A 22,245-nucleotide genomic window follows, 5' to 3' on the forward strand; every position below is an offset into this window, starting at 1 on the left:
TGCTGATCGCTCAGCGTCCGTCACTGACCGAAGAGGTCGTCGACGAGTTCCGCTCCCGGTTCGTGATCGAGCCGCTGGAGCCGGGCTTCGGCTACACCCTCGGCAACTCCCTCCGCCGCACCCTCCTGTCGTCGATCCCCGGCGCTGCTGTCACCAGCATCCGCATCGACGGTGTCCTGCACGAGTTCACCACCGTGCCGGGTGTCAAGGAGGACGTCACCGACCTGATCCTCAACATCAAGCAGCTGGTCGTCTCCTCGGAGCACGACGAGCCGGTTGTGATGTACCTGCGCAAGCAGGGTCCGGGTCTGGTCACCGCCGCCGACATCGCGCCGCCGGCCGGTGTCGAGGTGCACAACCCCGATCTCGTCCTCGCCACGCTGAACGGCAAGGGCAAGCTGGAGATGGAGCTGACCGTCGAGCGCGGTCGCGGCTATGTCTCCGCGGTGCAGAACAAGCAGGTGGGCCAGGAGATCGGCCGTATCCCGGTCGACTCGATCTACTCGCCGGTGCTGAAGGTCACGTACAAGGTCGAGGCGACCCGTGTCGAGCAGCGCACCGACTTCGACAAGCTGATCGTCGACGTCGAGACCAAGCAGGCCATGCGTCCGCGTGACGCGATGGCGTCGGCCGGCAAGACCCTGGTGGAGCTGTTCGGTCTCGCGCGCGAGCTGAACATCGACGCCGAGGGCATCGACATGGGTCCGTCCCCGACGGACGCCGCCCTGGCCGCCGACCTGGCGCTGCCGATCGAGGAGCTGGAGCTCACGGTCCGCTCCTACAACTGCCTCAAGCGCGAGGGCATCCACTCCGTGGGTGAGCTCGTCGCCCGCTCCGAGGCCGACCTGCTGGACATCCGCAACTTCGGTGCGAAGTCCATCGACGAGGTCAAGGCGAAGCTGGCCGGGATGAGCCTGGCTCTGAAGGACAGCCCGCCCGGATTCGACCCGACCGCCGCCGCGGACGCCTTCGGCGCCGACGACGACGCGGACGCCGGTTTCGTCGAGACCGAGCAGTACTGAGCGCTCCGCGGGGAGGCCGTACTGTGTCTGCGGGCCGGTTTGTGACTGGTCGCCGCCCACGCGGCGGAGCCGCACATGGACAGGCCCCGCGCCCCTTCCGGACAGGCCCCTTCGGGGCTCTGTCCGGATCTCTGACAGACAACCGTCTGCTCAGATACTGACCCCGGTACCTAGTACGGCCGGGGCAGACACCTAGGAGAAGAACCATGCCGAAGCCCACCAAGGGTGCCCGTCTGGGCGGCAGCGCCGCGCACGAGAAGCTGCTCCTCGCGAACCTCGCGAAGGCGCTGTTCGAGCACGGCCGCATCACCACCACCGAGGCGAAGGCCCGCCGCCTGCGCCCGTACGCCGAGCGTCTGATCACCAAGGCGAAGAAGGGCGACCTTCACAACCGCCGTCAGGTGCTCCAGGTCATCACGGACAAGGGCATCGTCCACACGCTCTTCACCGAGATCGGCCCGCGGTACGAGAACCGTCCCGGTGGCTACACCCGCATCACCAAGATCGGTAACCGTCGTGGCGACAACGCGCCCATGGCCGTGATCGAGCTGGTCGAGGCGCTGACGGTGCAGCAGAACGCCGTGGGTGAGGCCGAGGCCGCCACCAAGCGTGCGGTCAAGGAGGCCGAGGAGGCCAAGGTCGAGGAGACCAAGGCCGAGGACGCCGAGGCTCCGGCCGAGGAGTCCAAGGACGCCTGAGGCCCTGCCTGACGTCGCAAGCGGGTCCGCCCTTCGGGGCGGGCCCGCTTCCGCGTTTCCCGCAGGGGATGCGCCCTGAGAGGATCTGCACGTGAGTGACGAAGTACAGCCCGGTCATGTCCGTGTCCGCCTCGACCTGTCCTACGACGGCACCGCCTTCCACGGCTGGGCCAAGCAGGCCGGCGGCCGGCGCACCGTGCAGGGGGAGATCGAGGACGCGCTGCGCACGGTCACGCGGTCCGGGGAGACGTACGAGCTGACCGTGGCCGGACGGACCGACGCCGGGGTGCACGCGCGGGGCCAGGTGGCCCACGTGGACCTGCCCGAGCGCGTCTGGCGCGAGCACCACGAGAAGCTGCTCAAGCGGCTCGCCGGGCGGCTGCCCAGGGATGTGCGGGTGTGGGCGCTGCGGCCCGCGCCCAGCGGCTTCAACGCCCGGTTCTCGGCCGTCTGGCGCCGCTACGCCTACCGCGTCACCGACAACCCCGGCGGCGTCGACCCGCTGCTGCGCGGCCACGTCCTGTGGCACGACTGGCCGCTCGACATCGACGCCATGAACGAGGCCGCGCGCCGGCTGCTGGGCGAGCACGACTTCGCCGCCTACTGCAAGAGGCGCGAGGGCGCGACCACCATCCGCACGCTCCAGGAGCTGAGCCTCGAACGCGGCGCCGACGGTGTCATCACGGCCACGGTCCGGGCCGACGCGTTCTGCCACAACATGGTGCGCTCGCTCATCGGGGCGCTGCTGTTCGTCGGTGACGGGCACCGTGCGCCGGACTGGCCCGGGAAGGTGCTGGCGGCGGGGGTGCGGGACTCGGCCGTGCACGTCGTGCGGCCGCACGGGCTGACCCTGGAGGAGGTCGGCTACCCGGCCGACGAGCTGCTGGCCGCGCGGAGCCGGGAGGCGCGCAACAAGCGGTCCCTGCCGGCGGCCGGCTGCTGCTGAGCCGCCGTCCGCCGTCCTCCCGTGGGCCGTCCGTCGCCGTCCTTCGCCATACGGCGACGGGCCGGTCGGCTACTGGTTGGCCGCGGCCGACGCCTGCGTCTCGCCGCGCCGCCGGATCTGCTGGAAGGAGAACTCGGCGAGGTCGTCGCCGGCCCGGAACGCCGCGGTGTCGTCCTTCGTCACGTTCGTGCCGTTGGCGAAACCGGTGAGGGTGAAGTAGGCGTAGCGGCCGTAGGAGTTGGTCGTGGAGCGGCAGACGGCACCGTTGCAGAAGGCCTTGACGCCGCTGCCGGACAGCGGCTTGATGATGCTCTTCTGGTCCGTCTCGCTCTTCGCCTTGAGCGCCTGCGCCTCGGTGTCGAAGACGGCGATGCCTACGGTGACCGCGACGCCGCCCTGGCTGTAGGTCACCCGCAGCAGACGGGTGCAGTCGTTGTCCGTGAGGGCCTTGACGAGCGTGCCCTGGGCGGCCGTGGCGCAGCTCTTGCTGTCGTCCGTGGGGCCCTTCTTGTACACGGTCTCGCCCATGGTCAGCTGGGTGCCCGGGAAGAGGGTGTCCGTGCTGAGCGGGGCCGTGTCCTTCTTCGCGCTGGATATGAAGTCCTTCGGATCCAGCGGGGGCGGGGCGGTGGTCGGGGCGAAGGACGGCGACGTGGCGGACTCGCTCGGCAGGGCGGCGGTGCCGGGCAGCCGGCTCGAGGCGTCCGACGCGTCGTTGTCGCTGCTCGCCGACATCACGGCCATGGTGACGGCCGCGCCGATCCCGGCGGTGGCCAGTACGCCACCGCCGAGGTACAGCAGCCGGCGCCTTCTGTTCCGCTGCTCCGAGGCCTCGGCGAGCGCGGCCCAGTCCGGGGTCTGGCCGCTGCCACCGCTGTTCGAGGACTGCTCAGAATTCGGTTTCCAGGGATCCCACTGGGACTGCGAGCCCCCCTGCCCATAACTCATGGGGCGCATCTTAGACGGGGTCGAAGGGCCCCCGGCCCGCCTGCCGCCGGGCCGCCCGGGGCCTTAGGTGCACGGCGGTACAAAGCGGCGCGGCGAAGGCCGATACCGGTTGCCGGGCGGCCGGTAATGCCCGTGGGGAACACGGGCGGGAACCGGCGGGACCCGCGGTCGCGCACCGTTTTGACCCGGCCAGGGCGCCGCGGGTATCCTGCATCTTCGTTGTGTATTGGCTTGCTCATTCTCACGGGACGGGCCCTTACACCGGTCCACCGGGCCGATGACCAGCGACCAGCACGCGGTTTGCGTCACCGCTGTGCGGTCAGGGCTGTCGTGATCGTCTTCGGTGACCTTGTCAGGACCACTCACTGAAGATAGCGAAGGCTACGAACCGTGCGTACGTACAGCCCCAAGCCCGGCGACATCACGCGCCAGTGGCACGTCATTGACGCCCAGGACGTCGTCCTGGGTCGCCTGGCGTCCACCGCCGCCACCCTTCTGCGGGGCAAGCACAAGCCGATCTACGCGCCGCACGTCGACGCTGGTGACTTCGTCATCATCATCAACGCGGACAAGGTCCACCTCTCCGGCAACAAGCGGACCCAGAAGATGGCGTACCGTCACTCCGGCTACCCGGGTGGTCTGCGCTCCGTCCGCTACGACGAGCTGCTCGACAAGAACCCGGAGAAGGCCATCGAGAAGGCCGTCAAGGGCATGCTCCCCAAGAACTCCCTGGGCCGTCAGATGCTCTCGAAGCTGAAGGTCTACAAGGGTGACCAGCACCCGCACGGCGCCCAGCAGCCGGTGCCGTTCGAGATCACCCAGGTCGCGCAGTAAGTCCGGCCACCCCCTAAGACTGAAGAGAATCTGAGGAGAATCGTGGCCGAGACCACTGCCGAGCAGCCGCTCGAAGAGCTTGACATCGACAGCTACACCACCGAGTCCGAGGTCCCCGTCGAGGGCGAGTACACCTCGGAGTCGATGGCCTCCCACTTCGGCGAGCCGCAGCCGGCCGCCGGCCTGGGCCGCCGCAAGAACGCCATTGCCCGCGTCCGGATCATCCCGGGCTCCGGCAAGTGGAAGATCAACGGCCGCACCCTCGAGGACTACTTCCCGAACAAGGTGCACCAGCAGGAAGTCAACGAGCCCTTCAAGGTGCTCGAGCTCGAGGGCCGTTACGACGTCGTGGCCCGCATCGCCGGTGGCGGCGTCTCCGGTCAGGCCGGTGCCCTCCGCCTCGGTGTCGCCCGTGCCCTGAACGAGGCCGACGTCGACAACAACCGCGGCGCGCTGAAGAAGGCCGGCTTCCTGCGTCGTGACGACCGTGCGGTCGAGCGCAAGAAGGCCGGTCTGAAGAAGGCCCGCAAGGCCCCGCAGTACAGCAAGCGCTAATCTCCACGGCGCCCCTGCACGTACTCCGAACGCCCCGGCGGCACGCCTATGTGCCTCCGGGGCGTTCGTTTATCGCAAAGCTGGGGCGTATAACGGCACAAGGTGCTCAACGGCTGGTGTGATCGGATGCCCGGAGCGTCGAATGCCATGGACCGGCCCACGGACCGGCCCTCTTCTCGAACTGACGCTTCCTCAGGAGGACAAGTGGGACGACTCTTCGGCACGGACGGCGTCCGTGGTGTCGCCAACGCGGACCTGACCGCCGAGCTGGCGCTCGGCCTCTCGGTCGCCGCGGCGCACGTGCTGGCCGAGGCGGGCACCTTCGAGGGCCATCGGCCGACCGCGGTGGTCGGGCGGGATCCGCGCGCGTCCGGGGAGTTCCTGGAGGCGGCCGTGGTCGCGGGTCTGGCGAGCGCGGGTGTGGACGTCCTGCGGGTCGGCGTGCTGCCGACGCCCGCGGTGGCGTATCTGACCGGGTCGCTCGGCGCCGACCTGGGCGTGATGCTGTCGGCCAGCCACAACGCCATGCCGGACAACGGTGTCAAGTTCTTCGCCCGGGGCGGTCACAAGCTCGCCGACGAGCTGGAGGACCGGATCGAGTCCGTCTACGAGGAACACCGCACCGGCGCGCCCTGGAGCCGCCCGACGGGCGCCGGCGTGGGCCGGGTCCGCGACTACGACGAGGGCTTCGACCGGTACGTCGCCCACCTCGTCGGCGCCCTGCCGAACCGGCTCGACGGCCTGAAGATCGTGCTCGACGAGGCGCACGGCGCCGCGTCCGGCGTCTCCCCGGAGGCGTTCCGGCAGGCCGGGGCCGACGTCGTCACCCTCGGCGCCGACCCGGACGGCCTCAACATCAACGACGGCTGCGGTTCGACCCACCTCGACCAGCTCAAGGCCGCCGTCGTCGAGCACGGCGCGGACCTCGGCATCGCGCACGACGGCGACGCCGACCGCTGCCTGGCCGTGGACCACACCGGCGAGGAGGTCGACGGCGACCAGATCCTGGCCGTGCTCGCGCTGGCGATGCGGGAGCGTTCCGCGCTGCGCTGCGACACCGTCGTCGCGACCGTGATGTCGAACCTGGGCTTCAAGCTGGCCATGGAGCGCGAGGGCATCCAACTCGTGCAGACCGCCGTCGGCGACCGCTACGTCCTGGAGGAGATGAAGGACAAGGGCTACGCCCTCGGCGGTGAGCAGTCCGGCCACGTCATCATCCTGGACCACGCCACCACCGGCGACGGCACGCTCACCGGCCTGATGCTGGCCGCCCGGGTCGCCGGGACCGGCCGCACGCTGCGGGAGCTGTCCTCCGTGATGGAGCGCCTGCCGCAGATCCTCGTCAACGTCCCCGACGTGGACAGGACCCGGGTGAAGACCTCCGCCGACCTCGCCGCCGCGGTCGTCGAGGCGGAGCGGGAGCTGGGCGGGACCGGCCGGGTGCTGCTGCGCCCGTCGGGCACCGAGCCGCTGGTCCGGGTGATGGTCGAGGCCGCGGACATCGAGCAGGCCCGCTCGGTGGCGGGCCGCCTGGCCGATTCGGTGAAGTCGGCGCTTGGCTAGTGCTGTGACCGGAAAGGTTTGCCGGGAAGCTCGCGGCGTCCGGTGCTGGGGGTACCTCCCACGCCGTTCAGGCAGTGGGGGAGCATCGCAAGGCGGAGCATCGCCCGCGTACTGGATGTACTCGGGTGATGCGACAACGCGGCGAGGTGCCGTGCCGGGCGCCGCGAGCCGGTGAACCTTTCCGGTCGCAGCACTAGCAGTCCCCGCCGGTCTCAGGGCATGCTCTGGCCGGCCCTGGCCAGGCGCTCGCGCTGCCTCGCCCACAACCACTTCTGGGCGAGCAGTGTGAGCGTGCCGGCCAGGACGATGCCGAGCATGTTCAGCAGGAGCTGGACCGTCGAGCCCCTGGTCTGGGCGGTGTCGCCGTAGGCGAGCGCGACGGCCGCGTTGGCGGCGGCCGGGACCGTGGTCACCGAGATGGCCACGCCGATCAGGGCGCCGGACTTGGCGGACGTCAGCGAGAGCGTGCCGGCGGCTCCGGCGAGGACGGCCACGACGAAGGAGAACGCGTCGGGGGCGTAGACGAAGGCGGTGTTGGGCCGGGCGCCCTCCAGTTTCGCCTTGCTGAACAGCCCGACGGCGTCCATGAACACGGCGAAGCCCGCCGTGACCGCCATGGCCAGCGCGAACCCGGCCAGCAGGGCGATCAGCGAGCGCAGGGCCAGCCGCGGGGCCCGCTGCACGAGTGCCGTGCCGATGCCCGCCAGAGGGCCGAACTCGGGTCCCACGGCCATCGCGCCGACGATCAGGACGGCGTTGTCGAGCACCACGCCACAGGCGGCGATCATGGTGGCCAGCGTGAGGAACGCGAGGTAGGTGACCGACAGGGTCGACTCCTCGTGCGTGGCCTCGGTCAGCTCCTCCCACAGCACCGCGTCCGCGGCCTCGCCGGGGGCGGCCTTCTCCGCCCGCTCGGCCTGGTCGGAGAGCGTCAGATCGGGGCTCTCGACGGAGATGGAGCCGCTCCGTTCGATCCCCAAGGCCCGCAGCCCGTCGAGGAGTTCGTCGCCGGCTTCGCGCGCGACGTCGCACAGGACCACGTCACCGGCCGGGTTGCGGGCGGCGGAGGGCAGCACGACGAGGTGCGCGGTGCCGACCGTTGTCTCGATCAGACGCACCACGTCGTCGGTCTGTTCGGACGGTGTGATCAGGCGCAGATGCAGCATGGCGGCAGCGTAGACGTCACAGTTTGCGCAGGCTCAACCGCTGCACCTTGTGGTCGGGGCCCTTGCGCAGCACGAGCGTGGCACGCCCCCGGGTGGGGGCGATGTTCTCCACCAGGTTCGGCTTGTTGACCGTCCGCCACATCGTGCGGGCGTAGTCGAGGGCCTCCGCCTCGGACACCTGGGTGTACCTGCGGAAGTACGAGGACGGGTCCTGGAAGGCCGTCGTGCGCAGCGTGCCGAACCGGTCCAGGTACCACCGCTCGATGTCCTCGGTGCGCGCGTCGACGTACACGCTGAAGTCGAAGTAGTCGGCGAGTCCGACCCGGGTGCGGCCGTCCGTGCCGGGCAGGGCGGGCTGGAGGACGTTCAGGCCCTCGACGATCAGGATGTCGGGCCGCCGTACGGTCAGCTTCTCGTCGGGGACGATGTCGTAGATGAGGTGGGAGTAGACGGGCGCGGTCACCTCGTCCTTGCCGGCCTTGATGTCGGCGACGAACCGGGTCAGGGCCCGCCGGTCGTACGACTCCGGGAACCCCTTGCGCGACATCAGCCCCCGCGCCTCCAACTCCCGTGTGGGCAGCAGGAACCCGTCGGTGGTGACCAGCTCGACCCGGGGGTGCTCGGGCCAGCGGGACAGCAGGGCCTGGAGCAGCCGGGCGGCGGTCGACTTGCCCACGGCGACCGAACCGGCCACGCCGATCACGAAGGGCGTGCCCGACTGGGACCCCTTTTCGCCGAGGAAGGTGTTCAGCGCGCCGCGCAGCCCGTCCGTGGCGCCGACGTAGAGATTGAGCAGCCGGGACAGCGGGAGGTAGATGTCGCGCACTTCGTCGAGGTCGATCACGTCGCCGAGACCGCGCAGCCGTTCGACCTCCGCGGCGGAGAGGGGAAGTGGCGTCTTGTCACGCAACGCGCTCCATTCGGCGCGGGTGAGGTCGACGTAGGGAGTCGCCTCCGGCCGGGACCGGTGGGCGCTCCGGGGCATCGAGGAGACCGGAGAGATCACATTCCATTGTTAACGGAGTTTGAACGGCGTGCGGGGTGGGGTGTGTCACGTCGGCGGGGGAGCGCGGGTCACGTCGGTGTCACGGTCGGGCACCGGGCGGCCGATTCATGATCATCGTCGGGTTCGCGGCACGTAGGGTGCGCGGTAACCCGCCGCGGAGACCGTCCGCCGGTCGTGAAGAGAAAGAGTGTCCTTCCGTGAGTTCCCCCGTGGTTCGCCGTACCGCGCTCGCCGCGTCCACCGCCGCTCTGGTCCTGCTCGCCACCGCCTGCGGCGGTTCCTCCGGCAGCGGAGACGGGAAGGCCGGTGACGGCAGCACCGCGCAGGCCGACAAGACCGCCGCCCCGGCCAAGGCGCTCGACGCCACCGGGTTGGAGAAGGCCGCGCTCACCCAGGCGGACGTCAGGACCGGCAAGGTCACCGTCAAGGTACCGGCGACGGACGACGTCGCACAGGACAAGGTGACGACCGGCGACACCGCCTGCACGCCGCTCGCCCTCCTCCAGGCCGGCAGTTACGTGGGCACGCCCGCGGCCACCGTGAAGCGGTCGTGGCTGGGCGACGCGCAGAAGCCCGCGGCGGGCGCCGACCCCCAGGCCGTCCTGCTGGCCGGACTCGACCGGTCGAAGGTCGTCGTGACCCTCGCCTCCTACGACGACGGTGGCGCCGAGCAGGCGATGAAGGACCTTCGGACGGCCGCCGGGAAGTGCGCCGGCGGGTACTCCTACACCGCGGCCGGCAACAAGACCGGGATCGACAAGGTGGCCGTGACCCAGGCGCCCGGGGGCGCCGACGAGGCGTTCGCCGTGACGCAGACCCTGAACGCCGAGGGCGTCAAGGCGCCGGTGCAGGGCGTCGTCGTCCGCAAGGGCGCCACCCTGGCCTACTTCCCCGCCGTCAACCTCGCGTCGCTCGCCTCGGGCGAGGACTTCGACTTCCCCACGGAGATCGTCGACGCGCAGCTCGCCAAGCTGAAGTGACCGGGAGACCCACCGGGGCCCTTCCTGCCCCGGTGGGAATTTCCGATTTCGGGCACGAAGTAGCCGCTTTCGACGGGAGTGGGCCCGTAGGCTGCCGCCCATGTGCGGAATCGTGGGATACGTGGGGACGCAGTCGGCGCTCGACGTCGTGACGGCCGGTCTGAAGCGCCTGGAGTACAGGGGCTACGACTCGGCCGGTGTCGCCGTGCTCGCCGACGGCGGGCTGGCGGCGGCGAAGCGGGCCGGCAAGCTGGTCAACCTGGAGAAGGAACTCGCGGACCGGCCGCTGCCGACCGGTTCCACGGGCATCGGGCACACCCGGTGGGCCACCCACGGCGGGCCCACCGACGGCAACGCCCACCCGCACCTGGACAACTCCGGTCGGGTCGCCGTCGTCCACAACGGCATCATCGAGAACTTCGCCGCGCTGCGGGCCGAGTTGACCGAGCGCGGGCACGAACTGTACTCCGAGACCGACACCGAGGTCGTGGCGCACCTGCTCGCCGAGGAGTTCTCGTCGAGCGCCGATCTCGCGGAGGCCATGCGGCTGGTGTGCCGCCGCCTGGAGGGGGCGTTCACCCTGGTCGCCGTGCACGCCGACGCGCCGGACGTGGTCGTGGGCGCCCGCCGCAACTCCCCGCTGGTCGTGGGGGTCGGCGAGGGCGAGGCCTTCCTCGCCTCCGACGTCGCCGCGTTCATCGCCCACACCCGCTCCGCGATCGAGCTGGGCCAGGACCAGGTCGTGGAGCTGCGCCGGGACGGGGTGACGGTCACCGGGTTCGACGGGCGGCCCGCCGAGGTCCGCTCCTACGACGTCGACTGGGACGCGGCGGCCGCGGAGAAGGGCGGCTACGACTACTTCATGCTCAAGGAGATCGCCGAGCAGCCCAAGGCGGTCGCCGACACGCTGCTCGGCCGCATCGACGCGGCCGGCTTCCTGACGCTGGACGAGGTCCGCATCTCCGCCGCCGAGCTGCGCGAGATGGACAAGGTCGTCATCATCGCCTGCGGTACGGCCTTCCACGCGGGCATGATCGCCAAGTACGCCATCGAGCACTGGACGCGGATCCCGTGCGAGGTGGAACTCGCCAGCGAGTTCCGCTACCGGGACCCGATCCTGGACGCCCAGACCCTCGTCATCGCCATCTCCCAGTCCGGCGAGACCATGGACACGCTGATGGCGCTTCGGCACGCCCGGGAGCAGGGCGCCAAGGTGCTGGCCATCTGCAACACCAACGGCTCCACCATCCCGCGCGAGTCGGACGCGGTCCTGTACACCCACGCGGGCCCGGAGGTCGCGGTCGCCTCGACCAAGGCCTTCCTGACCCAGCTGGTCGCCTGCTACCTGGTGGCGCTGTACCTCGGCCAGGTCCGCGGCACCAAGTGGGGCGACGAGATCCAGGTGGTGATCCGCGACCTGTCGCAGATCGGCGGCGCGGTGGAGCGGGTCCTGGAGACGATGGAGCCGGTGCGGGCACTGGCGCGCTCGCTCGCGGACAAGGACACGGTGCTGTTCCTCGGCCGGCACGTGGGCTATCCGGTCGCCCTCGAAGGCGCCCTGAAGCTCAAGGAGCTGGCGTACATGCACGCCGAGGGCTTCGCGGCGGGCGAGCTGAAGCACGGGCCGATCGCGCTGATCGACGAGGACCTGCCGGTGGTCGTGGTGGTGCCCTCCCCGCAGGGCCGGTCCCTCCTCCACGACAAGATCGTCTCCAACATCCAGGAGATCCGCGCGAGGGGCGCCCGCACGATCGTGATCGCGGAGGAGGGCGACGAGGCGGTCGCCCCGTACGCCGACCACCTGATCAGCATCCCGGCCACCCCGACGCTGCTCCAGCCGCTGGTCGCCACGGTCCCGTTGCAGGTCTTCGCCTGCGAACTCGCCACCGCGCGGGGCAACGAGGTGGACCAGCCGCGCAACCTGGCGAAGTCGGTCACGGTGGAGTGACCGAGCCGGGCCAGCTCCCCCTGCGGTCGGCGACATCGGGCGCGATGTGACGTTACGGCCACGGACGGAGGCCGCACACGGCCATAGCGTCGCCATCCGCAGCGGCAGACCACGAGCCGGTCGGCATGGATCCCGTCCGCTGGCGGGAGGTGCCTGCAGGCCACTTCCCGCCTGTCGCACTGCGTCTGGCGTGTGGTGGGCTGCTGACCTGGCTTTCGCGGAAGTCTCGTTCGCGACAGATGCAGGAGCACCACCAAAATCGCCAACAGTATCCGCCGGAGATCGCCGTTCTCCATGGTGCCGCGATGTGGAAAGCCCCGAACCCGCCCTCGCCGCCTCGGATCTGCACGTGGTGATGTGCTGTGCGATGTGCACCGTTACCTGTGCGCGGTGCTGAGCTGCTCTGTTGATGGGGAATTGAACCCCCGCGTTGCCCTTCACGCACCAGGAGTGGGCTGGAAAACCGCCGGCCCTCGGTGTGTGCACGCCTCCGAAGCTGCTACCTGCTCCACATCGTTCCAGCCTGCTGGACTACTCAGTCCAGCAGATCGACCTCCCAGTTCGTACGCTGGATCCGCACATCGACCTCGCGGATCTCCCGGGCGAGTGCATCGGCCTGACCGCGCAGTTCCGCGACCGGAAGCGCGGAAAGCATCATCAGCTCGGACCGAAGCTGCCGGCCGTATCCCCGCTCGCTCGTACCCGCCGCCGCGTCCGCCGCCGCGGTGACCACAGAGTGACGCAACCGCAGGACATCCCGGCGTGCGAGGGCATCGGTGAGCGTGCCGTCCGGACCCATCTCCACGGTGGCATTGGTCCGGTTGATCCGTCGGATCAACGTTTCCAGGGTGTCCAGCACCGCACCGGCCTCAGCCAACAGCTGAGCTGCATCCTCGGCGGGTGTCTCCCCCTCCTGGTACCGCGCACTGCTGACGACACGCGCTCGCAGCTGCTCTACACGGCGCGTCGCCTCCGCACGTTCTGCCAGTGCCTCAGCAAGCTTCACTGTCTCCACCTCCCCCTCCATGAGCTCGCACGAGTATACGAGCGCGAACCAGCTCATACGCACCCGGATTTTGCTCCGCCGGAGCCCTGACCAGCCACTGGAGTGAGAGCGGACAGCCGCTCAGAGCGCCACGAAAGAGAATCCGACAGCACGAACGAGAACAAGTGGGAATCCGACCAGCGCAGGTGTGCCGCCTCGGCCGAAAGGATGCTTGACGGGTCCCTGAGGCGACGTGGCGATCATCCACTCATTCTCGCGGGACCGGCCTGCGTGCGAGGCGGAAGCCCACGTCGTCAATGCGGAAGGTGGGGTGGCTGCGGCGCCGTACGGAGGCCCGGCAGCTCCAGTGCGCGTCGGACCAGCCGCCGCCGCGGAGCACCCGGTAGGCGCCGTACACCTCGGCGTCGTAGAAGTCCCAGCACCAGTCCCACGCGTTGCCCAGCATGTCGTACAGGCCCCACGCGTTGGGTCGCCTGCCGCCCACCGGGTGGATCCGCTCGCCCGAGTTCCCCCGGTACCAGGCGACCTCGTCGAGCGGGCCGTACCGCGGGCCCGTGGTCCCGGCGCGGCACGCGTGCTCCCACTCGGCCTCGGTCGGCAGCCGGTACCCGTCGGCGGAGGCGTCCCATGCGACCGCCTCGTCGTCCTGGACGCTCAGTTGATAGGCGGGTGTCAGCCCCTCGCGCCGGGACAGGGCGTTGCAGAACCGGACCGCGTCCCACCAGGACACACCCTCGACGGGCAGCCGGTCGTCGCGGGTGGTGCTCGGCCGTTCACCGGTGACCTGTGCGTACAGCGCCTGGGTGACCGGGAACGCCGACATCCGGAACGCCGCGACGTCGACCGGCCAACTCCGCTGTGTCCGGCGGTCCGACAGCGTCACCCGCCCCGGCGGGACATCGACCATCTCACTGCCCGTGTGCGTCCCCACGGCGGGTCTCAGCTCTCCGGGGCGCTGGTGCTCTTCAGGTCCTTGACGAAGGCGGTGAACGCACCGGCCGGGAAGGAGAGGGTGGCCCTGGTGGGGGCTTTCGAGTCACGGATGGCTATGTGGGTGGGGGAGTGGGCGACCTCGACGCAGTTGTTGCCGTCGCCGCCGCCGGAGTAGGACGACTTTCGCCAGTTGTCGGGGGTGGTCACGGGGGCGCCTCACAGATCCTTTGCGAGTTGATGGATGAATGCGCGGGAGCGTTCGGGGTCGAGTGACACGTCCTGCAGTCTACGGAAGAGCGTTCGAAAAACGTTGAGTTGAGCCTCGGAGTCGATGAATGCCGTGCCGTGAGGCGCGTCGCGCACGGCTGTGTCCAGCCTGGGGACGGCGCCGCCCGCGAGCATCATGGCGCTCCACGCGCCTCCGAAGCCGTCCAGGTCGAAAGGGATGACACGCACGGTGACGTGCTCCGGCTCGGACAACTCCAGGACCCGGTCGAGTTGGGCTTGGGAGACGGCGCGGTCGCTCACCCTGATGCGTAGGGCCGCCTCGTGGATGATCGCTTCGTACGGGATGGGGCTCGGTCCTTCGAGGATCACCTTGCGCTGCATCCTGTGATGGACGCGCAGGTCGAGTTCCTCGTTGGTCAGCTCGGGGATTCTGGACGAGAAGGCGGCGCGGGCGTATGCGTCCGTCTGAAGCAGACCGGGAATGAGTAAGAACTCTACGTCGCGTCGGTACGTTGAGTGGTGTTCCAGTTCGGCAATGTCCAGGAACGATGTCGGCAGAAAGCCCCTGAACTGCTCCCACCAGCCGCGCGTCCGGTCGGTCGCCATGGCGGCCAGTGTCATGATCAAATCCGCGTCCGCGCAGGCGTAATGAGATGCCAGGCGCCGTACGCGCTCCTCACTGACGCCTGCGATCCCGGACTCGATCTGACTCACCTGGACGGAGTTCACTCCGAGCAGGCTTGCCGCCTCGGTCGCCTTGAGGCCCGCAGCTTCACGTAGCTTCCGTAGTTCTGCGCCCAGGCGCGTCTGGCGTGCGGTGGGTTGCCGTCTGGGCGGCATGGCTTCCTCCTCGCCTTCAACGGCCCGTTGTGAGTGCCTCGTTCGGGGCCAGATTACGCGATCGACTTGCGATGGAATAAATCTATGACCTACCGTCAGTGACGCGACGCATACGTTGCGGAGTCCCAGGGGTCCGGAAGCGCACCGCCCCGTCCTGCCACGACGGCTGCGGCAACGCCACCGCCCGCGACTCCGCCGTAGACCACAACCATCCTCCATTCGAACGGAGTTGAGCCATGTCCGAAGACATGACGGAGCCCTGGGAATACTGCCTCTACATCCCCAACGACCTCCGCGCCGTCACCGTCAGCCGACGTACCCTCCGGCTGATCCTCACCATGCACGGGCTGATCCGGCTCGTCGACGTGGCCGAGCTGCTCGCGACCGAGTTGGTCTCCAACGCCGTACGGCACACCAAGGGGCCCGCCGCGCTCCGGCTGCGGTGGGCCGCGGGGGTGCTGCGGATCGGGGCGTGGGACGCCGACCCCGCGCCGCCGGAGCCGCCAGTGCCCTTGGAGCGGGTGGCCGAGTCGGAGGAGGGGCGGGGGCTGGCACTGGTCCGGGCTTGCGCGGACCTGTGGGGCTGGCAACCGCTGGCGCGGGAGGGCAATCGTGGCAAGGTCGTGTGGTGCGAACTGGTCGCCGCGTAGTGGAGCTCCGTCTCCCCTCCTCGACGGCGTCTCTTCCGGGTGAAAACGTGGAGCGTGAGCGGCACCATGGAGTCGGGCTCTGAGTACCGTGACGTCGCTGGCCCATGAGGGGGAGGAGGTGCGGCATGAGTGTTGAGCTCGAACTGAGGCTACGAGGTCCGCACGCCGGCATGGACGCCCAGGAGTCGCTGCGCACCGTGCAGAGTGTGCTGTCGCTGCTACGCGAGCTGGAGAACAGCGAGACCGCGCAGTCGAGCCGCCATGGCACCCGCTGGTCCTTCAACGAGCTCAGGCTGGGCAGCGTGACCTGTGTCCTCGAGCCCCTGCGCATCGCCGAACACTCCGACTACCAGGTCGTGGAACGGGTGCTGCGTACCGCCGTGGCCGGGCTGGGCGAAGCCGAGACCGCAGAGCGCATCCCGGTTGGGTGGACCGCCCGTGCGGCGTCGCTGGGGCGGCAGGTTGCCCGCTCCCTCGGAGCATCGCCCGATGTCGGCATGTTCGTCGCGGTACGTGCGGACGGCGTCGAAGTCCGGACGGCTGAGGTCACACAGAGGACCGCGTTCAACCTGCAAGCCGCCACGCGTGCCCGCCTGCGAGTGTTCGGTTCGCGGCGGGGACGTCTCAGCGGCCTGGTGGAGGGAAAGCATCGCCGTCCCCGGGCGGTGCTGCGCACCGAGGTCGGCGGGGAAGTGATTCCCGTCTATTTCGGTGATGATCTGGACACCGAGCTGCGGCGGGCCTGGCGGCGTGACCGGGTGGAGGTCACCGGCGAGATCACCGAGAACGCACAGGGGCAGGTGGTGCAGGTGCGCGCGACGGAGATCGAACTCCTTCCGACAGAGCCGCAGCTCTCGGACGACGAGCTGCGGGCGGGGTTCTGGCCGGACATGACCGGTGGCCAGGACGCGGTGGACTATGTGGAGGCTCTGCGTGGGGGAAACTGACCGCCCCGAGTCGGTCTACTTGGACAGCAACTGCTTCATCGACTGGGCGCAGGGCACGGGCAGCGCGCGCGAGGCCGAAAGCATGCTGCGGGCCGCCAAAGCCGGGTATGTACGGCTCTACACGTCCGCTGTCACTCTTGCCGAGGCGCGTGGCACCACCGCCAGTGTCCATCGGCTCCATATCCGGACCCTGCTCCAGGAGCCCTACATCACGCTGGTGGAAGTGACCCGTCGAGTGGGCCTCATCGCCAACGACATCACGGCCGAGAAGCCGAAGATCAAGGGGCTCGACGCCATCCACCTGGGGTGCGCGATCTTCGCCCGGGCAGAGGTCTACGTGTCGCGCAACTTCCGCGACTTCACACCCGGAGACGTGTGCGGGGGCGTGTTGCTGCGGACGCCGTTCGAGTTCGGCGGCGCAGGGCTGTTCCCGGTCTCTGAAGTCGACTGACAGTGAGGACGTGACGTGGTGAACGCCGGGCACGGGCAGGCCGACGTCCCGGTGGCGCACACGCTTCGGGAGGGCCGCGGCAGGTGAGGGGCGGCCCGTAAGGTGCTCCGCATGAGCATCATCGGGGTCGGTATCGACGTGGCCGAGATCGATCGGTTCGCGGCGTCGCTGGAGCGGACGCCCGGGCTGGCGGCGCGGCTGTTCGTGGAGAGCGAGTTGCTGCTGCCCAGCGGGGGTCGCCGGGGCATGGCGTCGCTGGCCGCCCGGTTCGCCGCCAAGGAGGCGCTCGCCAAGGCGCTCGGCGCGCCGGCCGGGCTGCTGTGGACCGACGCGGAGGTGTACGTCGAGGACTCCGGCCGGCCAAGGCTGCGGGTGACCGGCACGGTCGCCGCCAGGGCCGCGGAACTGGGCGTCCGCTCCTGGCACGTGTCCCTGAGCCACGACGCGGGAGTGGCCTCGGCCGTGGTGGTCGCGGAGGGCTGACGTCCCGGCGCCGGCGCGCCCGCCGGGTCCGCGTGCGGGACCGGACGGATCCGGGGCAGACTCGACGGCATGCGTACCGCGTACAGCGTTGAGACGGTCAGGACAGCCGAGCGCGCGCTCATGGCGAGGCTCCCCGACGGCGCCCTCATGCAGCGGGCCGCCGCCGGACTCGCCGCCGCGAGCGCGGACTTGCTCGGGCGGGTGTACGGGCGCCGGGTGGTGCTGCTGGTCGGCAGCGGCGACAACGGCGGCGACACGCTGTACGCCGGGGCCCGGCTGGCCCGGCGCGGCGCCGGGGTGACCGCCGTGCTGCTCGCGCCCGACCGCACCCATCCCGCGGGCCTCGCCGCGCTGCGCCGGGCGGGCGGGAGCGTGGCCCGGGCCGGCGGCGCCGAGGAGGCGATCGACCGGGCCGACCTCGTCGTCGACGGCATCGTCGGCATCGGCGGCAAGGGCGGCCTGCGCGCCGATGCCGCGCCGCTGGCCGAGCGCGCGGCCCGCTCCGGGGCGGCCGTCGTCGCCGTGGACCTGCCGAGCGGGGTGGAGGCGGACTCCGGCGAGGTGCTGGGCGCCGCCGTGCGCGCCGACCTGACCGTCACCTTCGGCACCCACAAACCCGGGCTGCTCGTCGACCCGGCCCGCGAGTACGCCGGCACCGTCCGCCTCGTGGACATCGGCCTGGGCCCCGAGCTGCCCGCCGAAGCCGAACTGGAGGCGCTCCAGCACGCCGACCTGGCCGCGCTGCTGCCGCGGCCCGCCGCCGAGAGCGACAAGTACCGGCGGGGCGTCGTCGGCATCGCGGCGGGCTCGGCCCGCTACCCGGGCGCGGCCGTGCTCGCCGTGTCCGGCGCGCTGCGCGGCGGGGCGGGCGCGGTGCGATACGTCGGGCCGGCCGGGCACGCGGTCATCGCCCGCTTCCCGGAGACGCTCGTGTCCGACCAGGGGCCGCACAAGGCGGGCCGCGTGCAGGCGTGGGTGGTGGGACCGGGCGCCGGGGACGACGCGGCCACCGTCGCCGAGGTGCTGGAGACCGACGTGCCCGTACTGATCGACGCGGACGGGCTGCGGCTGGCCGACCGCGACGCCGTACGCGCCCGTACCGCCCCGACCCTGATGACCCCGCACGCCGGGGAGGCCGCCGCCCTGCTCGGCGTGTCCCGCGAGCAGGTCGAGGGCGCCCGGCTGGCCTCCGTACGCGAACTCGCCGCCGGCTACCGGGCCACGGTGCTCCTCAAGGGCTCCACCACACTCGTCGCCGACCCGGACGGAGGCCCGGTACGGGTCAACCCGACCGGCACGCCGTGGCTCGCCACCGCCGGCAGCGGTGACGTCCTGTCAGGCCTCTCCGGCTCCCTGCTGGCCGCCGGTCTCCACGCCCGCGACGCGGGCAGCGCGGCGGCCTATCTGCACGGGCTGGCCGGACGTCTCGCCGCCCACGGCGCCCCGATCGGCGCCCACGACGTGGCGGAGGCCATCCCGCTGGCCTGGCGGGACGTGCGGGACGTGCGGGACGTGCGCGACTGAGCCGCGGACGGGCCGCGGACGGGCCGCGGACGGGCGGGGCTGGATCGCGGGCGGGGCGTGGGTGGGTCGCGCACGTGCGGGCCCGAGTCGCGGGCGGGGTGTGGACGGGCCGCGGATGTGCGGGGCTGAGCTGCGGACGGGCCGCGGATGTGCGGGGCTGAGCTGCGGACGGGCCGCGGACGTGGTGCCGACGGGGTGTGACGGTGGGTCGAAGGGGCGACTTGCGGTACGCGGGCGGGTTGGTCACCGACCCGGTTCTCGAAAGGCCGTCCGGTGGCTCTGAGACACTGGGGGCGCGATGAACGACACAGCACACCCACCGACGGCGCCGCTGCGTGCCCGTGCCGAGATCGATCTGGCCGCCGTGCGCGCCAACGTGCGGGCCCTGCGCGGCCGCGTGGCAGGTGCCGCCGTCATGGCCGTCGTCAAGTCCGACGCCTACGGCCACGGCGCGCTCCCGTGCGCCCGTGCGGCCGTAGAAGCCGGGGCGACCTGGCTCGGCACCGCCACGCCGGAGGAGGCCTTGGCCCTGCGCGCCGCCGGTCTGTCGCCCGCGCGGGCACGGATCATGTGCTGGCTGTGGACGCCGGGCGGGCCCTGGCGGGAGGCGATCGAGGCCGACCTCGACCTGTCCGTGAGCGGCATGTGGGCCCTCGCGGAGGTCCGGGAGGCCGCCCGGCAGGCCGGCCGTCCCGCACGCGTGCAGCTGAAGGCCGACACCGGACTCGGCCGCAACGGCTGCCAGCCCGCCGACTGGCCCGAACTCGTCGCCGAGGCGCTGCGCGCCGAGGCCGAGGGGCTCATCCGGGTCACCGGGCTGTGGTCCCACTTCGCCTGCGCCGACGAACCGGGCCACCCCTCCATCGCCGCGCAGCTCGCCCTCTTCCGCGACATGATCGCCCACGCCGAACAGCGCGGTCTGCGCCCGGAAGTGCGGCACATCGCCAACTCGCCCGCCGCGCTCACCCTCCCCGAGAGCCACTTCGACCTCGTCCGCGCCGGGATCGCCGTCTACGGCGTCTCGCCCAGCGCCGAACTCGGCACCCCGGCCGACTTCGGGCTGCGCCCGGCCATGACCCTGTCCGCCTCACTGGCCCTCGTGAAGCACGTGCCCGGCGGCCACGGCATCAGCTACGGGCACCACTACGCCACCCCCGGCGAGACCACCCTCGGCCTGGTGCCCGTCGGCTACGCGGACGGCGTCCCGCGCCACGCCTCCGGCACCGGGCCGGTCCTGGTCGGCGGCAAGTGGCGTACGGTCGCGGGACGGGTCGCCATGGACCAGTTCGTGGTCGACCTGGGCGGGGACGAGCCGGAGATCGGCTCCGAGGCCGTGCTCTTCGGCCCCGGCGACCGCGGCGAACCCACCGCCGAGGACTGGGCGCAGGCCGCCGGCACCATCGCGTACGAGATCGTCACGCGCATCGGCACGCGCGTCCCCCGCGTCTACGTCAACGAGGTCGACGAGGCCGGCGAGCGGCCGGAGCGGGCAGAGGGCGGGGAGCGGGACACGCGGGACGGCTGAACCACGCGGACACCCGGCCGCGGCACGGCACCCCGCGCGGGGCGGCGGCACCCTCCCCACCCACCGGGACCGGTGCCGGCCACGGAAGCGAACAGCAGTACGGCAGCAGGACGGCAACAGAGGAGCGGTACGTGAGCGAGAGCAGTGCGGGGGGCGTCGCGAGAGCCGCCACGGCGGCCGTCGCCTCTGCCGCGGAGGCGGCCGGCGGCTGGCGGCGGGCGACCGGCATCGCGGGCGCCGCGATAGGCGTGGTGGCGGCGGGCGCCGCCGCCGGGGTCGCCATCGAGCGGATGACCGTCGGCCGCGGCATACGGCGCAGGGCCCGGCTCGCCCTGGACTCGGTGGGCCCCTACGGCGCCCTGCGCGGCACACCCGGCAAGGCCCTGGCCGACGACGGCACCGAGCTCCACTACGAGGTCGACGACATCGACCCCGACTCCACCGCGAACCTCGGCCCGCGCCGCCGGCGGCTCTTCGGCCGCAAGGCCCCCGCCCCCGTCACCGTCGTCTTCAGCCACGGCTACTGCCTCGGCCAGGACTCCTGGCACTTCCAGCGCGCCGCCCTGCGCGGCGTCGTCCGCACCGTGCACTGGGACCAGCGCAGCCACGGCCGGTCCGGGCGCGGCGTGGCCCAGACGCGCGACGGCGTGGAACTGACCATCGACCAGCTCGGCCGCGACCTGAAGGCCGTCATCGACGCCGCCGCGCCCGAGGGGCCGATCGTGCTGGTCGGGCACTCCATGGGCGGCATGACGATGATGGCGCTGGCCGACCAGTATCCCGAGCTGATCCGCGAGCGGGTCGTCGCCACCGCCTTCGTCGGCACCTCCTCCGGGCGGCTCGGCGAGGTCAACTTCGGACTGCCGGTGGCCGGCGTCAACGCGGTGCGCAGGGTGCTCCCCGGCGTGCTCAAGGCGCTCGGGCAGCGCGCCGAGCTGGTGGAGAGGGGACGGCGGGCCACCGCGGACCTGTTCGCCGGCATCATCAAGCGGTACTCGTTCGCCGGACGCGACATCGACCCGGCGGTCGCCCGGTTCGCCGAGCGGATGATCGAGAGCACGCCGATCGACGTGGTCGCCGAGTTCTACCCGGCCTTCACCGACCACGACAAGACCGAGGCCCTCGCCCTCTTCGCGGACATGCCGGTGCTGGTCCTGGCCGGAGTGCAGGACCTGGTCACGCCCAGCGAGCACAGCGAGGCCATCGCGGGACTGCTCCCCGACGCGGAGCTGGTCCTGGTCCCGGACGCCGGGCACCTGGTGATCCTGGAGCGTCCGGAGGTCGTCACGGACCGCCTCGCCGACCTGCTCGCCCGCGCGGGTGCGGTCCCGGCAGGCACTACCGTGGGGGACCATGGAAGCACCAGCAGCACCGCACAGCCCGGCTGACCCCGGGGCCGTGGAGATCACCGTCAACGCCCCCGAGCAGATGCGCGAGCTGGGCCGCCGTCTGGCCAAGCTGCTGCGCGCGGGCGACCTCGTGATGCTCAGCGGGGAGCTGGGCGCGGGCAAGACCACGCTGACCCGCGGCCTCGGCGAGGGGCTGGACGTGCGCGGCGCCGTCACCTCCCCGACCTTCGTGATCGCCCGTGTGCACCCGTCGCTGGGCGACGGGCCGCCGCTCGTCCACGTCGACGCCTACCGGCTGTCCGGCGGGCTCGACGAGATGGAGGACCTCGACCTCGACGTGTCGCTGCCGGACTCGGTGGTCGTCGTGGAGTGGGGCGAGGGCAAGGTCGAGGAACTGACCGACGAGCGGCTCCAGGTCCTGATCCACCGGGCCGTCGGGGACACCACCGACGAGGTGCGGCACGTGACGGTGACGGGGATCGGGGACCGCTGGGTCACCGCCGACCTGGGCGTTCTGACCGCCTGAGCGCCGCCGGACTTTCCGACAGGACGTCGGCAAATCCTTGCGCGCGTGCTCCGGGCGTGGTCACATGGTGTTCAGTTCGTGGTTAGGCGTGCCTAACCACGTCCGCCCCCGGCCCCA

The 22,245-nt window shown here is 71.2% G+C and carries 23 protein-coding genes; 16 read left to right on the top strand and 7 right to left on the bottom strand.

The genetic code is table 11. From position 1 onward, the window contains the following. Positions 1–2 precede the first annotated feature (2 nt). The 3 genes from ACTYVM_RS31960 to truA all read left to right on the top strand — a co-directional run bounded on the left by ACTYVM_RS31960 (position 3) and on the right by truA (position 2,666). On the top strand, positions 3–1,022 hold the full coding sequence (locus tag ACTYVM_RS31960; protein ID WP_445529319.1) for a DNA-directed RNA polymerase subunit alpha: 1,020 nt from the start codon (positions 3–5) through the stop codon (positions 1,020–1,022). A gap of 206 nt (positions 1,023–1,228) precedes the next feature. After that, positions 1,229–1,720 (top strand): 50S ribosomal protein L17, encoded by a 492-nt coding sequence (gene rplQ, locus ACTYVM_RS31965; protein WP_445529320.1) that lies wholly within the window; start codon positions 1,229–1,231, stop codon positions 1,718–1,720. Between the two features lie 91 nt (positions 1,721–1,811). Continuing rightward, a complete protein-coding gene (truA, locus tag ACTYVM_RS31970) occupies positions 1,812–2,666 on the top strand; it encodes a tRNA pseudouridine(38-40) synthase TruA (protein WP_445529321.1) in 855 nt (284 codons plus the stop codon). A 69-nt stretch (positions 2,667–2,735) separates the two neighbouring features. Here the strand turns inward: truA and ACTYVM_RS31975 are convergent, their stop codons facing one another. Next, positions 2,736–3,614: a hypothetical protein gene (locus ACTYVM_RS31975; RefSeq protein WP_445529322.1), complete on the bottom strand. Its 879-nt coding sequence runs from the start codon at positions 3,612–3,614 to the stop codon at positions 2,736–2,738. Positions 3,615–4,004: 390 nt separating this feature from the next. Here ACTYVM_RS31975 and rplM point away from each other — a divergent pair, with 390 nt between their 5' ends. The 3 genes from rplM (at position 4,005) to glmM (ending at position 6,566) form a co-directional block, all read left to right on the top strand. Continuing rightward, a complete protein-coding gene (gene rplM / locus ACTYVM_RS31980) occupies positions 4,005–4,448 on the top strand; it encodes a 50S ribosomal protein L13 (RefSeq protein WP_030173943.1) in 444 nt (147 codons plus the stop codon). A gap of 42 nt (positions 4,449–4,490) precedes the next feature. Further along, the gene (rpsI, locus tag ACTYVM_RS31985) at positions 4,491–5,003 is read left to right on the top strand and encodes a 30S ribosomal protein S9 (RefSeq protein WP_445529323.1); all 513 of its coding nucleotides are present in this window, start codon (positions 4,491–4,493) and stop codon (positions 5,001–5,003) included. 204 nt (positions 5,004–5,207) lie between these two features. Continuing rightward, on the top strand, positions 5,208–6,566 hold the full coding sequence (glmM, locus tag ACTYVM_RS31990) for a phosphoglucosamine mutase (protein ID WP_445529324.1): 1,359 nt from the start codon (positions 5,208–5,210) through the stop codon (positions 6,564–6,566). Between the two features lie 212 nt (positions 6,567–6,778). Here glmM and ACTYVM_RS31995 read toward each other — a convergent pair whose 3' ends face one another. Both ACTYVM_RS31995 and coaA read right to left on the bottom strand, forming a co-directional pair. Next, a complete protein-coding gene (locus ACTYVM_RS31995; protein ID WP_445529325.1) occupies positions 6,779–7,732 on the bottom strand; it encodes a DUF389 domain-containing protein in 954 nt (317 codons plus the stop codon). 16 nt (positions 7,733–7,748) lie between these two features. Beyond that, complete coding sequence (coaA, locus tag ACTYVM_RS32000) at positions 7,749–8,717, bottom strand: type I pantothenate kinase (protein WP_445529375.1); 969 nt, start codon at positions 8,715–8,717, stop codon at positions 7,749–7,751. Positions 8,718–8,935: 218 nt separating this feature from the next. Between coaA and ACTYVM_RS32005 the strand changes: the two genes are divergently transcribed. Together ACTYVM_RS32005 and glmS are read left to right on the top strand one after the other, a co-directional pair. After that, positions 8,936–9,718 (top strand): hypothetical protein, encoded by a 783-nt coding sequence (locus tag ACTYVM_RS32005; protein WP_445529326.1) that lies wholly within the window; start codon positions 8,936–8,938, stop codon positions 9,716–9,718. A 100-nt stretch (positions 9,719–9,818) separates the two neighbouring features. Beyond that, positions 9,819–11,666: a glutamine--fructose-6-phosphate transaminase (isomerizing) gene (gene glmS, locus ACTYVM_RS32010; RefSeq protein WP_445529327.1), complete on the top strand. Its 1,848-nt coding sequence runs from the start codon at positions 9,819–9,821 to the stop codon at positions 11,664–11,666. A 535-nt stretch (positions 11,667–12,201) separates the two neighbouring features. Here the strand turns inward: glmS and ACTYVM_RS32015 are convergent. From ACTYVM_RS32015 to ACTYVM_RS32030, 4 genes are all read right to left on the bottom strand, one after another. Further along, complete coding sequence (locus ACTYVM_RS32015) at positions 12,202–12,672, bottom strand: DIP1984 family protein (protein ID WP_445529376.1); 471 nt, start codon at positions 12,670–12,672, stop codon at positions 12,202–12,204. A gap of 247 nt (positions 12,673–12,919) precedes the next feature. After that, complete coding sequence (locus ACTYVM_RS32020) at positions 12,920–13,603, bottom strand: formylglycine-generating enzyme family protein (protein WP_510187052.1); 684 nt, start codon at positions 13,601–13,603, stop codon at positions 12,920–12,922. An 8-nt stretch (positions 13,604–13,611) separates the two neighbouring features. Then, complete coding sequence (locus ACTYVM_RS32025; RefSeq protein WP_445529328.1) at positions 13,612–13,812, bottom strand: DUF397 domain-containing protein; 201 nt, start codon at positions 13,810–13,812, stop codon at positions 13,612–13,614. 9 nt (positions 13,813–13,821) lie between these two features. Next, positions 13,822–14,673: a helix-turn-helix domain-containing protein gene (locus ACTYVM_RS32030; RefSeq protein ID WP_445529329.1), complete on the bottom strand. Its 852-nt coding sequence runs from the start codon at positions 14,671–14,673 to the stop codon at positions 13,822–13,824. A 236-nt stretch (positions 14,674–14,909) separates the two neighbouring features. Here ACTYVM_RS32030 and ACTYVM_RS32035 point away from each other — a divergent pair, with 236 nt between their 5' ends. The 8 genes from ACTYVM_RS32035 to tsaE all read left to right on the top strand — a co-directional run bounded on the left by ACTYVM_RS32035 (position 14,910) and on the right by tsaE (position 22,128). After that, complete coding sequence (locus ACTYVM_RS32035; protein ID WP_445529330.1) at positions 14,910–15,323, top strand: ATP-binding protein; 414 nt, start codon at positions 14,910–14,912, stop codon at positions 15,321–15,323. 170 nt (positions 15,324–15,493) lie between these two features. Continuing rightward, positions 15,494–16,270 (top strand): hypothetical protein, encoded by a 777-nt coding sequence (locus ACTYVM_RS32040; RefSeq protein WP_445529331.1) that lies wholly within the window; start codon positions 15,494–15,496, stop codon positions 16,268–16,270. Further along, positions 16,257–16,721 carry a type II toxin-antitoxin system VapC family toxin gene (locus tag ACTYVM_RS32045; RefSeq protein ID WP_445529332.1) on the top strand — a complete coding sequence of 155 codons (465 nt, stop codon included), beginning with the start codon at positions 16,257–16,259 and terminating at the stop codon, positions 16,719–16,721. The genes ACTYVM_RS32040 and ACTYVM_RS32045 overlap by 14 nt, the downstream gene beginning before the upstream one ends. 111 nt (positions 16,722–16,832) lie before the next feature. Beyond that, positions 16,833–17,204: a holo-ACP synthase gene (locus ACTYVM_RS32050; RefSeq protein WP_445529333.1), complete on the top strand. Its 372-nt coding sequence runs from the start codon at positions 16,833–16,835 to the stop codon at positions 17,202–17,204. Between the two features lie 69 nt (positions 17,205–17,273). Continuing rightward, entirely contained in the window at positions 17,274–18,728 is a 1,455-nt protein-coding gene (locus tag ACTYVM_RS32055; RefSeq protein ID WP_445529334.1) for an NAD(P)H-hydrate dehydratase, read from the top strand. Between the two features lie 298 nt (positions 18,729–19,026). After that, positions 19,027–20,253: an alanine racemase gene (gene alr, locus ACTYVM_RS32060; protein WP_445529335.1), complete on the top strand. Its 1,227-nt coding sequence runs from the start codon at positions 19,027–19,029 to the stop codon at positions 20,251–20,253. A 131-nt stretch (positions 20,254–20,384) separates the two neighbouring features. Further along, positions 20,385–21,641: an alpha/beta fold hydrolase gene (locus tag ACTYVM_RS32065; RefSeq protein WP_445529336.1), complete on the top strand. Its 1,257-nt coding sequence runs from the start codon at positions 20,385–20,387 to the stop codon at positions 21,639–21,641. Next, positions 21,607–22,128, top strand: a complete 522-nt coding sequence (tsaE, locus tag ACTYVM_RS32070; RefSeq protein ID WP_445529337.1) for a tRNA (adenosine(37)-N6)-threonylcarbamoyltransferase complex ATPase subunit type 1 TsaE — start codon at positions 21,607–21,609, stop codon at positions 22,126–22,128. Before ACTYVM_RS32065 ends, tsaE begins: the two co-directional genes overlap by 35 nt. Positions 22,129–22,245: the final 117 nt, after the last annotated feature.

It is taken from the genome of Streptomyces cyslabdanicus (genome assembly GCF_052663305.1).